We start from the raw sequence: 16,245 nt of genomic DNA, 5'->3' as shown, positions 1-16,245 counted from the left end.
ACTGGAGGAGCATCCGTAAGTGTCATGACCCTTCCAACGTAGCCATTGAATGGCTGAGGGTAGTCAACTAGGGCTTGCCAAGCCCCCACTTCAAAAGCCGTTAGGCTTTAAGTGGTGGGTAGTTGACATTCACTCCAGCCTTTCGCTACTATTGTACCACTTTTCTGACAAGGAAACTATCATTTTGAACGCCTTTTTCAGCCGGCACCGCGGATGCCCTGTCTTCTATTTTAGGATACGCAGAGCCGATACTCCGTGATATTCGTCACTCCGGTAAATGGGCGTAGAAGTTGCCGAATAAAAAGCGGGATGCTTGTTCGGCGGAGTAATGCTTGTACAACTCATTGACGAGCTGGTCGTATTGCTTCACCGTTTCAAGGCCGGAAACCGTTTCCGTAATGCCGTCAAAGTCGGAGCCGAACCCGACGTTGTTTTCCCCTCCGAGCGCACATACATGGTCAAGATGGCGAAGCACATCGGCGATCGTTGCTCTCCGTTTGTCCTTCGTTAAAAAGTACGGGACAAAATTGATGCCAATCATCCCGTCTTTTTCAATTAGCGCTTTCAGCTGCTCGTCCGTCAGATTGCGCGGATGCGGGCAGAGGCGATGGGCGTTCGAATGAGAAGCGATCGGAAAACAGGCTGTTTCGATCACATCCCAAAACGCTCTTTCCGACAAATGGGACACATCGACCCACCGCTTTGTTTCATTGAGCAGCTCGACGACTTGCCGGCCAAACGCGGTCAAGCCGGCGCCGCGCTTCTCCCACGCCCCGTCGGCGACGGCGTTTGGAAAGTTCCACGTCAGGCCGACAGAAGCGACGCCGAGGCGAAGAAGCGTCTTTAACTTGACAAGGTTGGCACCGATGGCGTCGCATCCTTCGAGCGTCAACATCGCGCCAATTTCCCCTTCTTTCAGTGCGGCGATATCCTGCTTCGTCCGCACAAACTTGACGGACGGGAACGCCTCGACGATGCGGGCAAAGAAAATGTCCACCATCTCCAATGCCGCTGTGAACCGGGCTTCTTCCGGCACGGTTTCCGGCACGTAAATGGCAAAACATTGCACTTTTATTCCCGCTTCCGCCATGCCAGAAAAGGTGACATGAAGCGGCGCCCCATCGTGAAACGACAACGACCGGTCTTGCCATAGCTTCATGAGCGCATCACAGTGGACATCGAAAATCATTCGTTTTCCCCCTTAAAAAAGCAAAAATAACCTGCCTGCCTTCTACAGCGAAGGCGCCAACAGGTTATATTTTACCATTGACTCATCATCGAGTTAACGAGGTTCGACGATTAATTTAATGGCGGTCCGCTCTTCTCCGTCAATAATAATATCGGTAAACGCCGGAATGCAAATCAAGTCCATGCCGCTTGGTGCCACAAACCCTCGTGCGATCGCTACTGCCTTAACGGCTTGGTTCAATGCACCTGCACCGATCGCCTGAATTTCCGCCGCGCCGCGCTCGCGCAGCACCCCGGCAAGTGCACCGGCTACAGAGTTCGGATTCGACTTTGCTGAAACTTTTAATATTTCCATTTCTAGCTCCTCCCTCGTCCCCTTGAAAAATAGATTACGGTAAAATGTCTTCACTGTAACTATATTCACTGTTTCGACAACTATTCCTGCTGAGGAGAAGCTTGTTTTTAAAATTTTTTTAAAAAACGATTATTCAAAATATGGGTGGTCGTCATTAATGATCAACCGTTCAATGCCAAGCGCACGCCCGCTTTTTCCATCAACATCGACAAGCACCGCGTTCAGCTGGCTTCGTCCTTCCTTGACGCCGAACCGGACCGGCAGTCCGGTTAAAAATTTGCGCAGCACCGCGTCGCGGTCAACCCCTAAAATGCCGTCATACGAGCCGGTCATGCCGACATCGGTAATGTACGCCGTACCCTTCGGCAAAATGCGATTGTCCGCCGTCTGAACGTGCGTATGCGTGCCGATGACGGCCGACACGCGCCCATCCAAGTGCCAGCCCATCGCCTGTTTTTCGCTTGTCGCCTCAGCGTGAAAATCAACAATGATGACCGACGTGCGCGTCGAGGCAGCGGCAATCAATTCATCCGCTTTTTGAAACGGACAGTCAATCGCTGGCAAAAACGTCCGCCCTTGCAAGTTGATGACCGCCGCCTCCCCTTGCTCGGTCGGCACGTAGACGATGCCTTTTCCCGGTGTGCCGGGCGGATAGTTCGCCGGGCGGATGAGCGCCTTCGCCTGATCGATGAATTCAAAAATATCACGCTTGTCCCACGCATGGTTGCCTAATGTCACAACATGGGCTCCTTGGGCCAAAAACGCCCGGTAAATCGGCTCGGTGATCCCTTTCCCGCCGGCGGCGTTTTCACCGTTGATGATGACGATATCGGGACGGTGTTTTTCTTTTAATTTCGGCAAATAATGCTCGACCATTTTTTGCCCCGGCGAACCGACGACATCGCCGATAAATAAGATTCTCATGATCGATCCCTTTCTAATCAAAAAAATATGGCGCTTCGCTTCAAAGGTGGCGCGGATCCATTGTACTTTCTCATTTTACGCACAAAAAACATCCATGAGTAAGCTTTTACTCGCCACCCAAGCATGAAAATAACCGCTCATGGATTCATTATTTTCAAAGAAAAATAAAGTGGCAATAGGATGCCACTTTATTTCGCATATTCGACCGCGCGCGTTTCACGGATGACGGTCACTTTAATATGGCCCGGGTAGTCGAGCTCTTCTTCAATCCGTTTGCGGATGTCACGCGCCAACCGGTGCGCTTCCAAATCGTCGATCATATCCGGCTTGACCATGATGCGCACTTCGCGGCCGGCCTGGATGGCGTACGATTTTTCCACGCCTTCGTACGATTCCGCGATTTCCTCCAGTTTCTCTAAGCGGCGAATATAGTTTTCCAGCGTCTCGCTGCGCGCTCCCGGCCGCGCTGCGGAGAGCGCATCCGCCGCCGCCACAAGCACCGCGATGACCGATGTCGGCTCGGTGTCGCCATGGTGGGAGGCGATGCTGTTGATGACGACGGGATGTTCTTTGTACTTCGTCGCCAGCTCGACGCCGATCTCCACGTGGCTGCCTTCAACCTCATGGTCGATCGCCTTGCCGATATCATGAAGCAAGCCGGCCCGGCGCGCCAACATTTCGTCTTCTCCGAGTTCGGCCGCCATCAGTCCGGCTAAAAACGCCACTTCCACCGAATGTTTCAAGACGTTTTGTCCGTAGCTCGTCCGGAACTTCAGCCGCCCTAAAATTTTGATCAAATCCGGATGCAAGCCATGGACGCCGACTTCAAACGTCGTCTGCTCACCGACTTCGCGAATGTGCTCATCGACTTCGCGGCGCGCCTTTTCCACCATTTCTTCAATGCGCGCCGGGTGGATGCGTCCGTCTTGCACAAGCTTGTCTAACGCGATGCGCGCCGTTTCGCGGCGAATCGGATCAAATCCGGACAAAATCACCGCTTCCGGCGTATCATCGATAATTAAATCGATGCCAGTCAGCGTCTCAAGCGTGCGAATGTTCCGCCCTTCGCGCCCGATGATCCGCCCTTTCATTTCATCGTTTGGCAAGTTGACGACGGACACCGTCGTTTCGGCGACATGGTCGGCGGCACAGCGCTGGATGGCCAGCGACAAAATCGCTTTCGCCCGCTTGTCCGCTTCCTCTTTCGCCCGCGTTTCCGCCTCTTTGATCATCATGGCAATCTCATGGGACAGTTCTTTTTCAACGCGTTCCAAAATGAGCTGGCGCGCATCGTCGCGCGTCAGGCCGGAAATGCGTTCGAGTTCGGTTTGTTGCTGCTTCACGAGCGCTTCCACTTTGCTTTCCATTTGTTCAATATGCTGTTGTCTTTCGTTTAACGCTTCTTCCTTCGCTTCAAGCAGCGCCTCGCGTTTGTTGAGCGCTTCATCTTTGCGATCGAGGTTTTCCTCCTTTTGCATCAAGCGGTTTTCTTGTTTTTGGAGCTCGCTTCTCCGGTCGCGGATGTCGCGCTCCGCTTCCGTCCGCAATTTATGAATCTCGTCTTTCGCTTCGAGAAGCGCCTCTTTTTTCAAGGCGTCCGCCTCGCGTCTCGCCTCTTCAATCAGCTGCTCGGCAGCTGCTTTCGCGCCGCCGATTTTCGCTTCGGCAATCGATTTGCGAACAAAAAAGCCAACAACGGCACCAATGACTAAGGCAAGCAAAGCGGAGATGATGATCGAACCCATCGTTTCACCTCCTCTTGCTGTTTCGTTTTCCCTTGCGCCTTCTTCGCGCCATCGTCCGACGCAGATGGACATTCCCGTTTTCAACCCATTGGCTTGGTCGTTTGCCTGGCCATTTCCACGCGCCCCCGCATCCAAGCAGTACGCCGCTGCGGGCGGGCACGCGACCCTGCCGTGTACATGGATAAATATACATGTTCATTGTAAAGGCGGCAATAGGAATTGTCAAGATATTACACCGACGCGCCTAGAGGATGACAACGGAACAAGACCGTTCCGCACGCCGTCCTTTTTTAGGCTTATCGCTCTCCTTGGCAGGCCGAACGGATGGAAAAAGGCGCCCCGGCAGCTTGCCAGGACGCCTTGTCCCGTTATTCTTCAAGCAATCCGAACCCGTCTTGCTGCGGTTCGCTCGTTCCCTCTTCAACGTCGATGCCGTAATGCTGGCGGATGGCGCGGGCGATCTCATCGGCGATATGCGGGTTTTCTTTCAAAAATTGTTTTGCATTCTCCCGCCCTTGGCCGAGCCGTTCGTCTTTGTACGAATACCATGAGCCGCTTTTTTGCACAATGTCAAGTTCAGACGCCATATCGATGATTTCCCCTTCGCGGGAAATGCCCTCACCGTACATAATGTCGACGTCAGCCGTTTTAAACGGCGGCGCGACTTTGTTTTTGACGACTTTGATTTTCGTCTTGTTGCCGACCATATCATTGCCTTGCTTAATTTGCTCGGCGCGGCGCACCTCTAGGCGGACGGAAGCGTAAAACTTGAGCGCCCGCCCGCCCGGCGTCGTTTCCGGATTGCCAAACATGACGCCGACTTTTTCGCGAATTTGGTTGATGAAGATGGCGATCGTTTTCGATTTGTTAATGGCGCCAGACAGCTTGCGAAGCGCCTGGGACATAAGCCGCGCTTGCAAGCCGACATGGGCGTCGCCCATCTCCCCTTCAATTTCCGCTTTCGGCACAAGCGCCGCCACCGAGTCGATGACGATAATATCGACCGCGCCGCTTCGCACGAGCGCTTCCGCGATTTCGAGCGATAGTGATAGGTAAGCCTTTGATGCAATCTCCGGCTTTTCCCCCACCCCACACCGTGCGTGCGAGTTTCCCCGCACACGGCGTTCCACCGGGACAGCTTCGATAGCCCCGTTTGGGCTATCTCTCCACCATATCACCTCGCGATGACATGGCAGCAGCACCTACAATTTTTCCAGCGAACAGAACTTTTATATTTTCAGCTTGTTCCTATACTCCGTTAGTTTGTCAATCATTTTTCGTTCTGTAAACGGCGGTTCTTGGTTGCTATGGACAAGCCTATGGCATTGGTTGCATAAGCTAACTAGATTAACGGTCTTATTGATCTCACTTAAAGGTTTACTCGGGTCAATATGATGGCAGTGGAAGTTACCGGGACTTAAGTATACAGCACATATTTTGCATTTTCCTTTATCTCTGTGAAATACATTCACCCTATTTAAGAAATATTCAAGATTATATTTCCCATCATTATGCTCAGATAAAATGTAGATGAATATCGAATCGTGATCAAACAGACTCATTTTATCTGGCAATCGTATTTTTCTATGCTTTTCTTCATACATTTTTCTGCCGTCTGCAGTGTATGGGGTCATTTCTTGTTTGAATACTGTTGCATACTGTATAGGCGTTATTTTTGCATGAGTAATCCCTACTCTTATGCCATCCTCTGTGACGACAGAAAAATGTTTCATTTGATAGCCTTTATGTCTGTCAATCCGATTGTGAAACTCTGACACAGGCCTTTTATATTGCGCCGCTTTTTCTTTCCCATACATTTTAACCCAGGTGCGGTAGGCTGTCTCTTCAATGACGCGATCTACTTTGCCCATAATGTACTTGGAAATGCCTATTTTTAGATGATTGGCTAATCCTATAATTTTGGCGTTAATGTTTTCAATATCAAGGGCTTTCTCTAATTCCGATTTTCTCGTTCTTAACAATCGAATATCGCGCTTAATTTCTTTGACCTTGGCATTGACTTTTTCCATATCGGGAATCATTCTAGCGGCGAATCCTTTTTTATGAAAGCGCCGCTTTCCTGCCTCAATACAAAAGCCAAGAAACTTAACCCGTTGTTCGCGGATATCTGCAATGAACGTTTTCTCATCCGATAGAGTTAAGTGCAACTCACAGGCTAAATACTGCTTACATTGCTCCCTTATTTTTTCCGCATATTCTTTCGTATCCGTAAGAATAACCCAATCATCAGCATAACGAATGTAAAAGACGGGATGATGTCCCTTGTTCCTTAACGCCGCTAATGCGTTTTTCTTTTCCCGATAGTTTGCGTTATTAGGGTGATACTCATATTCTTGGCCAACCATCCAGTCAAAGCTGTTGAGATATACATTAGCCAACAACGGGCTAATAATTCCTCCCTGAGGAATCCCCCTAGCGGTTGGATAGAATTTACCTTGTATCACTTGCCCCGCCTTCAGCATTTTCTTAACGATGCATAGTACCCGTTTATCCCTAACGCCCATATTCCACATGATGTTCAGAAGCTTCTTATGATTGATGTGATCAAAATAACTTTCAATGTCACCTTTTACAACCCAATACAGCTTGCTTCCGTTGATGATTTTCAGCATCCAGGCTAAGGCATGTTCGGTGGAGCGATACGGTCTGAACCCATAACTGTGCGGATAGAATTGGGCTTCGAAAATCGGCTCGAGCACTATCCGGAGCATCTCTTGGATGATTCTATCCGTCACCGCGGATATTCCTAAGGACCTCGTTTCCCCTTCCTCATTCGGACTATTGCCTTTTCTTTTTGAGCTTTTGGCATTTCCTTTGGGCTTGTTGCACCTTCTCACTGGTATAGGCTTATAGTCATTGAGTTTGGCTTTTATCATCCCGAAAACCTTTTCCGTTGGCATAAGCAAATAATCATCTACTATTTTCTGATCAATCCCCGCCGTTTTGCTACCTTTATTGCTTTTAATATTGCGAATAGCTTCTAAAATGACAACATCATTTTGAAGCAACTCAAGCATCCCGTAAAAATGTTTTCCCTTTTTAGCTTCTTGATAAAGAAGATCCAAGCAGTTTCTCAAGTCCTGTTCGCTTTTTACGACAAGTTTGTTTACCTTCATGCTCCTTTCTCCCTTTTTATAATACTGGGTGGAAGTGCCATGAATTAGCCTGCTTGCCGTAACATGTAGATACTTTGCCGCCCCGGCTGGTTCCCTTCACTCCAGAGCGTTTTTTCCTCCCCCATCGTTGCCTTTGGGGTTCAAACGGCGCTCCTTCATCATTACTATGGAACCGCTGACTCCCCCTAAGATATCATCGACCAGCCCTGTCTCCTCCTTAGGGGGCCTCTCACGTTCCCTACAGCCTATCCCTTCTTTTGAACGCCCTTAGGTGCCTACTCTACTCGGCAGGACCTCTGATTGGAACGTCCGCTACCCATCAGAGCAGTAACCGAACTAAGCCAGCCGGTTAAAGGAAACACCGCAAACAAGACACGGTGGTTCGTCCTGTATGGTCCCTTTTCAGGGAGCACCGGTAACCGAGCTTCACGCATAGGTTCCTTTCGTCACCATAGGCGTCTTTTAAGGAGCCCCGCACCACTTTCGCCATAGCCACATTTTGCGGCCTTAGGCTACTTGGGTTACGACTTCACCTGGCTTCATACATCCCGGTGAGGGTGCACCGGAATGCATGCAGGAGTCTCAGGCTCGTGGATATAGGACTATCACCACGGGAAGGAATTTCACCTTCCAACTCGGCTGTAGAGTTGTCCCGATGTTCCCATCGGACTCCGCTTTCGTGCCTACGCACTTATACGGAAACGTGACGCACCTTGCTCGCCCGTGTCAGGCTGGGAAAGCAGCAATTCATCGATATTGACCCCTAATTTTTGTGCATAGATGGGGTCGAGCGCGTGCTCCGCGTCGATGAAAGCTGCTTGCCCGCCCCGCTTTTGCACTTCCGCGATCGCGTGAAGGGCAACGGTCGTTTTCCCGGACGATTCCGGGCCGTAAATTTCCACAATCCGCCCGCGCGGATAGCCGCCGACGCCTAACGCGATGTCGAGCGCTAGCGAACCGCTCGGCACGACCGACACTTTGCGGTCGACTTGCTCGCCGAGCTTCATGATGGCCCCCTTGCCAAACTGTCGTTCAATTTGTTTTAATGCCTGCTCCAATGCAGCTTGACGATCTTGGTTCACTAACCTACTCCTCCTTATTCTAGGACTACTTATACTATACCGCGTTTTGCGGCCATTGCCAAGCAAAAAACGAACGTCCATTCGTTTTTTCGGTGGAGAAACTAGCAACAATCGCCATACTCATGCGGTGGAAAAAACGATGTGCGGTGGAGAATGGAGAAGGAAGGGGGCGGCCGATCAGCAGTCGGCCGCGAGCATCTCAAGCAGAAAAAAACAGCCGTATTTGGCGGTGCGGATGCGAATGGCATCACGCGTGCCGGACAGCATCAGACGGTGGACAGTCGCATCGCGCCCGCGGACGGCGATGCCGACATACACGGTGCCGGGCGGGTGGCCCTCAAGCGGATCGGGTCCGGCGACGCCGGTGAAGCTGATGCCGATATCCGCATCGCACATCGCGCGGACGTTTTCAGCAAGCAAATGGGCGCACGGCTCGCTCACCGCCCCTTCTGCCTCAAGCAGCGGGCGCGGTATGCCAAGCACCTGTTCTTTGACGCCGTTTGTGTAGCAGACGACACCGCCCTGCACGACTTGCGACGCGCCGGGGAGGGCGGTGAGCTGTTCGAGGAAAAGGCCGCCGGTCAAACTTTCGGCCGACGCGATCGTCCATCCTCTTTCTTTTAACCGCTCGAGCGTCTTTGTAAACAACGTTTCATCGTTATATCCGTAGCAGTGGCGGCCGACACGCGCCAAAATGGCCGATTCCACTTCGTCAAGAAGCCGCTTCGCCTCCGCCTCATCCTGATGCTTCGCTGTCAGACGAAGCGTCACTTCACCGTCGCCGGCCAGCGGCGCGATCGTCGGATTCGACTGGGCGTCGATCAAATCCGCAATCGCCGTCTCGAGCGCTGATTCACCGATGCCAAAAAAGCGGAGCACGCGCGACTCGATGCGCTCGGAAAGCGAAAACGTACGGCGCAAAAAGGCGTTTCCGTATTTTTTGAACATCGGCCGCATTTCTTTCGGCGGCCCGGGCAGCAGCATGTACGTAATGCCGTCTGCCACAAGCGCCATCCCTGGCGCCATGCCGTGCTCGTTTTTCAGCACCGTCGATCCTTCCAAGACGAGCGCCTGCTTTTTATTGTTTTCTGTCATCGGCCGGTTTGTGCGGGCAAAATACACCTCAATCGCTCGGAGCGCTTCCTCGTCGATCACGAGCCGGCGGCCAAGCAAACGGGCGATCGTCTCCTTCGTCAAATCGTCTTTCGTCGGGCCGAGGCCGCCGGTGAAAATGATGAGGTTCGCTCTCGTTTGCGCCGTTTTCACCGCCTGCTCAAGGCGGCCGGCGTTGTCGCCGACGACGGTATGGAAATAGACGTTAATGCCAAGCATCGCCAGCTGCTGCGACAAAAACTGGGCGTTCGTATTGGCGATTTGCCCAAGCAACAGCTCAGAGCCAACGGCAATGATCTCCGCGTTCAACAGACTTTTCTCCCCCTTTGTGGCCGGCTATTTCGAATGGGAAAACGCATGTCTGTTTTTCGCAAAATAATCCCAGCCAGACCAAATCGTAAAAATGACCGCCACCCACAGCGCCAATTCAGCGAACGGAAACGAAATGAGCGAGAATGGGAAGTTATGTAACAATAAAGCGGAAATGGCGACAATTTGCGTCCATGTCTTGATTTTGCCAAGCATGTTGGCAGCGACGACTTCCCCTTCCCCGGCGAGCACGAGCCGCAGGCCGGTAACGGCAAATTCGCGGCTGATGATGACGATCACCATCCAAGCCGGAGCGGCGCCGAGTTCAACGAGCACGATGAGCGCTGCTGACACAAGCAGTTTATCGGCAAGCGGATCTAAAAATTTTCCTAAATTCGTCACCAACCCGTATTTGCGGGCATAGTAGCCATCGATCCAGTCCGTCGCTGAGGCGATGATGAAAATGAGCGCGCCGGCAAGATGGGCAACCGGAAGCTCTGTCCCGCCGATTTGGATGCTTCCCCACCCGAACGGAACGAGCATCACGATCAAGAAAAACGGGATGAGCATAATGCGCGCTACCGTAATTTTATTCGGCAAGTTCACCACAAATACCTCCGCTCATTCAACATAGTTCAGTCCGTGCGAAAAGCAGGCGCCTTCCTGCGGAAAAGCGCCCTGTTCCATCATTTCTTCAACACGAAATGCAGCTTTTGGTATACTTCCTCTTTCGGGGCAAACGGGTAGGCAAACGGTTGGCCGTTCACCTTCATCTCAACATCGAGCGTGCGCCCGATTTTCACCCATACTTCGCTTTCGGCCGACAGATCGAACGTTTTCGTCTGCCCGCTTGTCAAGTTGCCGCGGTAAAACGTATGGCCTTTCGTATTGTATACTTCGACCCATGACGTTCCTTTGGATGAAAGCTCGATGGAAAACGCGCCGGAGCTGGCGACTTCAATCGTCGCCGTGTTGCCGCGCTTTTCCGTCACATTCATCGCCGCAGCCGGCTGTTGTTCTTCGCCAGTCGGCGCTGGCTGTTCATTTTGCTGTCCGTTTTCATTCGTTGCCTTCTCGTCCGTTTCCTTCGCCGACTGCTTTTGTTTCGCCTGTTCAAGCGGCGACTGTTTCGGCTTTTCCACTTCCGCCGTCTCCGGGCTCGTTTTCGCCGGGGGCTCGTTTGCCGTGCCGCGCTGGAGCAGCACCCAAACAAGAACGGCCGCCCCGACGACGGCCGCCGCGATCAAGGCTTTCGGCAGCCAGTCGAGCCATTTCGTCCCTTCGGCGGAAAGCTGTTGGCGCGTTTTCACGCGCGACAGCGGCTGCGGAAGATCATCTTGGTACGATTGCGGAATGTCCTGCTTATATTGTTCAAACAGCTCATCCGGATCGAGGCCGACCGCCTCGGCGTATTGTCTAATGAAGGCGCGCACATAAAAATTGCCCGGCATAATGGCGTAATTCCCTTCTTCAATGCCGATCAAATACCGCTTCTGAATCTTCGTCATCTCTTGCAGCTCGTCCAAGCTGATGTTTTTTTCCTCCCGCGCTTCCCGCAAACGTTTTCCCAGTTCCGTCAACGGCCAACACCTTCCACTTGTTAAAATTAAAATCCAAATTCGGAAAATCCGTCTCCGCCCAGCAAGGACGGGCGTTCAATCGCATCGTAGGAAATGTCTTCATCCGGTTCATGGCGCAGCTCAATAATATAGTCAAAATCATCAAGCGTATATTCCGTATGGCGGACAAACATGTCCGGATGTTCCACGACCTTCGTCGCCTCGAGGCGCATCAGCTCACGGATGAGCTGCCAGTGCTGCTCATTGCCGCGGCGCGTCGAAACGATGCCGTCGACAATGAAAATGTTGTCCTCGCTATATTCGTCTTCCATCAGCTGCGTGCGGACGGTCTGCTTGATCAGCGTCGATGATACAAACAGCCACCGCTTATTGGCGCATACGCTCGCAGCAACGATCGACTCCGTCTTGCCGACGCGCGGCATCCCGCGAATGCCGATGAGCTTATGCCCTTTTTCTTTAAAAATTTCTGCCATAAAATCGACCAACAGCCCAAGCTCGTCGCGAACGAAGCGAAACGTCTTTTTGTCGTCGGCATCGCGCTGAATGTAGCGGCCATGGCGGACGGCCAAACGATCAAGCAGCTTCGGCTGGCGGAGTTTCGTCACCGTAATGTTGTCCATCGTCCGCAAAATTGTCGCCAGCCGCTCGATTTGTTCGCTGCTGTCGCAAAGAAGCAACATGCCGCGGCGCGAATCCCGGACGCCATTGATCGTCACGATGTTGATCGACAACATGCCGAGCAACGAGGCGACATCGCCGAGCAACCCTGGACGGTTGACATGAATCTCATACTCCAAATACCACTCCTGCTTGCCCATCCCGTCTCCTCCCTTGCCGCTGTCCGCACGAACGCCTTATGCTAAGTTCATACTACTATAACCGCGAACGGAAAAGCAACCGAAAAGAGGAAAGAAAAAAGAGAGGGAGCCCCTCTCTTTACCGGATGTTATTTTGTTGGACAAGTTTCACCATCATGTTGGCAAGGGCATGCTGTTCTTTTTCATCCGCAACGCTCCAAAGGTCGGCGAGCACCCGTTCTTCCGGGTTTCTCGGGTCGACGTGTTTCGCCAAATAGTCCCCGATTTGATAGGCGACATCCGAGATCACTTGCTGGGTCAAACCTTGTTGCTGCGCTTGCTGCAGACGTTCCGATAAAAAGTCTTTCCATTGTTCAAAGTTATCCAGTACCGACATGTTCATTCCCTCCCTCCTTGATGAACGTTTCAAGGATAGTTTGCCTGCGGGCGAAAAAAATATACGCTCAACAATACCAGCCGCCGTTGACAGAGATGATTTGGCCGGTGATGTAAGAAGCGGAGTCCGACAACAAAAACGCCACTGTTTTCGCCACTTCCTCAGGGGTCCCGAGCCGGCCGGCCGGAATTTCATCGGCGAGCGCCGCCAATTCTTCTTCGCTGAACGGCCGGAGCATATCTGTGGCGATCGCTCCCGGCGCGACGGCGTTGACGCGGATGCCGCTCGGGGCGAGCTCTTTCGCCAGCGCCTTGGCGAACGCGTTTTGCCCGCCCTTGGTCATCGAATACACCGCTTCGCATGAGGCGCCGCACAACCCCCAAATCGAAGAAATGAACACAATTTGGCCGCGCTTTTTCGAAATCATCGGCGGCAGCAGTTTTTTCACAAGCTGCGCCGGGCTTGTCACATGGAGGCGCACCATCCGTTCGATCAGCTCGTCATTCATGTCGGTAAGCAACCCGTAATACGTGGCCCCGCTGTTATAAATGATGGCATCGATCGGGCGGTCGAGGCGGGAAAGCAGTTGGTCGACCCCGCCCGGCATCGACAAATCCGCTTCCACCGGCACGGTGTGCACGCCGGTTAGTTCGGCTTGCAGCGCCTCAATGGGCGCGCGGCGCCGGTAGTAATGAAGAAAAAGTCCATAGCCGCCTTGCGCGAGCTCGCGGGCGATGCTTTGCCCGATCGCGCTTGACGCTCCGGTAATTAACGCATAGCGCATCGAACGTTCTCCTCCTTCTGTTGGACGCAAAAAAGGGGCTGACGCAAAAGCCCCTTTTTGATGAAATGAAACTGAAAAACATGGGAAAGAGACCACCTCTGAAATCGTTGGTTTTACCAGGGGTTTCAGGGTGGTCTAGTTTTCCATGCTGCCCCAGATAGGGGCATTACCGCTCTTTCGGTCAGCCCCTGTCATTGCCCTTTTGGCACAACCTCGCAAACGGCGATTTGCGAATCGCGGAAACACGCATCGGCAATGGCTGCAACGTCGTCAAGCGTCAACGATGACAACGCCGGCAAAATGTCAAACAAGCTCGCGCCGTAAAACGCGTAGCGCGTAAACTGGTTGGCGATATACTCCGGCGAGTTGAGCGCGTGCAAAAAAGCGCCGATTTTTTTCTTTTTCACCCGCTCAAATTCTTCCTTTTTTATAGTCTCCGCGGCAAACGACGGCAGCACCGTTTGAATTTCCGAAGCGAGCCGTTCAGCGTCCCTTGTATCGCCGCCGATCAACGCGAAGCCGAACCCGCGCTCTTCTGTATAATCGTACATAAATGTATCATCGATCAATCCTTCGCGGTACAGCCGTTCATAATGCGGCGAGCTTTTTCCAAACAAATAGTCCAATGCGACGTGGAAGGCAAGCTCATGCCGAAGTTTTTGTTCGCCGGCTTCAGGAACGGACGGCGCTTTGATGCCGACAAAGCACTTGTTCGTCTGCACATGCATCGGAATCACTTTTTTCTTTTCCGCTACTGCGCTCGGTTCTTCATACGCAAACCGCTTCACTTCCGGGGCTTGCGGGAACGACTTTTTCGCCTGGTTGTCGCGGATTTGCTGCATGATTTTTTGTTCATCGACCGGGCCGACGACAAACAAAAGCATGTTGCTCGGGTGGTAAAACGTTTCGTAGCACTCATACAGCAACTCTTTCGTAATTTGGGCGATCGATTCAACTGTGCCGGCGATGTCGATTTTGACCGGATGGTTGTGATACATGCTTTCGATGGCGCCGAAATAGACGCGCCAGTCTGGGTTGTCGTCGTACATCCGGATTTCCTGGCCGATGATCCCTTTTTCTTTTTCCACTGTCTTGTCGGAAAAGTACGGGCTTTGCACAAAATCGATCAACGTTTCCAAGTTTTTCTCGACATTGTCGGTGCTTGAGAACAAATAGGCGGTGCGGGTGAACGTCGTAAAGGCGTTCGCCGAGGCGCCTTGTTTGCTGAATTGCTGAAACACGTCGCCGTCTTCTTTTTCAAACAGCTTATGCTCCAAAAAATGGGCGATGCCGTCCGGAACGCGCTTCATCTCCGTTTTACCGAGCGGGACAAACTGGTTGTCCACCGAACCGTAATTCGTCGTAAACACGGCGTACGTTTTGTTGAATCCCTTTTTCGGCAAAATGTACACGTCAAGACCGTTGTCCATTTTTTCATAAAACAGCTCTTCGCGCAGCGTCTCATACACCCGTTTTTCCATCTTCCGTCGCCTCCATTCCGGTCAAAAAGTACACCGTATCCAACTCCACCTTGTCAGCGACGCGCACCACATCCTCGCGTGTCACTTGATCGGTGCCGGCCATCCATTCATCGATCGGGCGCTTTCGCGTTGAGACGACGTTATGGTACAACACCTCGACAAGCCCGCGCGGCGTATCGAGCGTCTCAAGCAGCTGGTTGCGGATGACCGCTTTCGTCTGCGCCATTTCTTCATCTGTGAAATCGCCGTTTTTCATCGCCTGCATTTGCTCATCGATGATGCGGCGCGCCTTCTCATAGTTGGCCGGTTCAATGCCGGACATGACCATCAAAAGCCCTTTATGGCTCTCAAGCCTTGAGGCGGCATAATAGGCAAGGCTTGCCTTCTCGCGGACGTTGATGAACAGCTTCGAATGGGAAAAACCGCCAAAAATGCCGTTAAACATTTGCAAGGCGTAGTAATCGTCATCCTCGTATGTGACATTCGTTCGGTAGCCGATGTTCAATTTCCCTTGCTTGACGTCTTGCCGTTCGATCACTTCCTTCACTTCCCCACGCGCTTTTGCCTGAGCTTGGGGCGTACGCGCCGGCTCTGCGCGGTCGGGCAGCAAAAAGCGCTGACGGACGGTGTTGAGCACCTCTTCTTCGTCGACATCGCCGATGACATACAAGTCAAGCTCATCTTCAGCCAACGCCCGCTCATAATAGCGGTGCAGTCTTTCCGCTGTAATGGCGTCGACATCCTCGAGCTCGCCATTAGGCGAGAGCGCGTACGGTTCGCCTTTGCACATTTCTTCTACAAGGCGCATGTTCGCATAGCGCATTTTGTCATCATACACCGCCTGAATGCGTTGACGGAGTGCCCGCTTTTCCTGCTCGACAATGTCGGTGACAAACCGCCCGCCATCAAGAGCCGGGCGGAACAGAAGATCGGCCAAGAGCTGAAGCGCTTTCGAAAGCAACGGCGTTTGCTCCGGCAAAAATCGTTCATTGGCGACATCGATGCGAATCGTCATGATATGATGTTCGCCTTTTTTCGTTAAATCGACGTTCAGCGTCGCCCCGTACAGTTCATCCAAATAGGTGCGCAGCGCCTTAACGCTCGGATAGTCGGCCGTGCCGCTTTGCAAGACGTATGGCAAAAGCGCGCGCAGCGTGACCGTTTCTTTAGCAAGAGGGGCCTTCATTTTCCAAACGATCGTGTTCGTTTTGTACTTATCGGTCGAAATCGTATGGACGCGAACCGGTCCGACCGCTGTGACTTTTTCGTCGACCAATCCAACTCCTCCTTTTCTGTCGCAAAATGGGCGGCATGCTTATTGTGAGATGTCTTATCAACAATATACCTGTTGCC

At 52.4% G+C, this 16,245-nt stretch carries 13 protein-coding genes and 2 pseudogenes; all 15 read right to left on the bottom strand.

The genetic code is table 11. From position 1 onward, the window contains the following. Window positions 1-265 precede the first annotated feature (265 nt). Complete coding sequence (locus tag ETC02_RS01380) at window positions 266-1,189, bottom strand: dipeptidase (protein WP_033017458.1); 924 nt, start codon at window positions 1,187-1,189, stop codon at window positions 266-268. 93 nt (window positions 1,190-1,282) lie between these two features. Beyond that, a complete protein-coding gene (gene spoVS, locus ETC02_RS01375) occupies window positions 1,283-1,543 on the bottom strand; it encodes a stage V sporulation protein SpoVS (protein WP_003251598.1) in 261 nt (86 codons plus the stop codon). Between the two features lie 129 nt (window positions 1,544-1,672). Then, window positions 1,673-2,467 (bottom strand): TIGR00282 family metallophosphoesterase, encoded by a 795-nt coding sequence (locus ETC02_RS01370; protein WP_050368531.1) that lies wholly within the window; start codon window positions 2,465-2,467, stop codon window positions 1,673-1,675. A gap of 188 nt (window positions 2,468-2,655) precedes the next feature. Continuing rightward, on the bottom strand, window positions 2,656-4,212 hold the full coding sequence (gene rny / locus ETC02_RS01365; protein ID WP_033012175.1) for a ribonuclease Y: 1,557 nt from the start codon (window positions 4,210-4,212) through the stop codon (window positions 2,656-2,658). A gap of 368 nt (window positions 4,213-4,580) precedes the next feature. Further along, window positions 4,581-5,255 (bottom strand): annotated as a pseudogene (gene recA, locus ETC02_RS01360) (recombinase RecA); the annotation flags it as partial. 186 nt (window positions 5,256-5,441) lie between these two features. Then, a complete protein-coding gene (locus ETC02_RS01355; protein WP_063211235.1) occupies window positions 5,442-7,349 on the bottom strand; it encodes a group II intron reverse transcriptase in 1,908 nt (635 codons plus the stop codon). A gap of 713 nt (window positions 7,350-8,062) precedes the next feature. After that, a pseudogene (locus ETC02_RS01350) lies at window positions 8,063-8,431 on the bottom strand (ATPase domain-containing protein); the annotation flags it as partial. A 177-nt stretch (window positions 8,432-8,608) separates the two neighbouring features. Continuing rightward, window positions 8,609-9,853 (bottom strand): competence/damage-inducible protein A, encoded by a 1,245-nt coding sequence (locus ETC02_RS01345; RefSeq protein ID WP_050368530.1) that lies wholly within the window; start codon window positions 9,851-9,853, stop codon window positions 8,609-8,611. A gap of 27 nt (window positions 9,854-9,880) precedes the next feature. Then, on the bottom strand, window positions 9,881-10,459 hold the full coding sequence (gene pgsA / locus ETC02_RS01340; RefSeq protein ID WP_033016861.1) for a CDP-diacylglycerol--glycerol-3-phosphate 3-phosphatidyltransferase: 579 nt from the start codon (window positions 10,457-10,459) through the stop codon (window positions 9,881-9,883). An 80-nt stretch (window positions 10,460-10,539) separates the two neighbouring features. Continuing rightward, window positions 10,540-11,433, bottom strand: coding sequence for a helix-turn-helix domain-containing protein (locus ETC02_RS01335; RefSeq protein ID WP_050368529.1), 894 nt, complete (start codon window positions 11,431-11,433; stop codon window positions 10,540-10,542). 26 nt (window positions 11,434-11,459) lie between these two features. Next, complete coding sequence (locus tag ETC02_RS01330) at window positions 11,460-12,251, bottom strand: DUF3388 domain-containing protein (RefSeq protein WP_033012189.1); 792 nt, start codon at window positions 12,249-12,251, stop codon at window positions 11,460-11,462. Window positions 12,252-12,369: 118 nt separating this feature from the next. Next, window positions 12,370-12,627 carry a DUF3243 domain-containing protein gene (locus ETC02_RS01325; protein WP_050368780.1) on the bottom strand — a complete coding sequence of 86 codons (258 nt, stop codon included), beginning with the start codon at window positions 12,625-12,627 and terminating at the stop codon, window positions 12,370-12,372. 67 nt (window positions 12,628-12,694) lie between these two features. Beyond that, on the bottom strand, window positions 12,695-13,411 hold the full coding sequence (gene ymfI / locus ETC02_RS01320; protein WP_063211233.1) for an elongation factor P 5-aminopentanone reductase: 717 nt from the start codon (window positions 13,409-13,411) through the stop codon (window positions 12,695-12,697). A 191-nt stretch (window positions 13,412-13,602) separates the two neighbouring features. Continuing rightward, complete coding sequence (gene yfmH, locus ETC02_RS01315) at window positions 13,603-14,892, bottom strand: EF-P 5-aminopentanol modification-associated protein YfmH (protein WP_050368528.1); 1,290 nt, start codon at window positions 14,890-14,892, stop codon at window positions 13,603-13,605. Further along, complete coding sequence (gene yfmF, locus ETC02_RS01310; protein ID WP_050368527.1) at window positions 14,873-16,168, bottom strand: EF-P 5-aminopentanol modification-associated protein YfmF; 1,296 nt, start codon at window positions 16,166-16,168, stop codon at window positions 14,873-14,875. The genes yfmH and yfmF overlap by 20 nt, the downstream gene beginning before the upstream one ends. Between the last annotated feature and the right edge of the window lie 77 nt (window positions 16,169-16,245).

Origin of the sequence: Geobacillus sp. DSP4a (assembly GCF_013096875.1) — a bacterium.
GTDB lineage: Bacteria > Bacillota > Bacilli > Bacillales > Anoxybacillaceae > Geobacillus > Geobacillus thermophilus.
The sequence above is the reverse complement of the archived record's forward strand: the minus strand, read 5'-3'. Positions and strand labels throughout refer to the sequence as shown.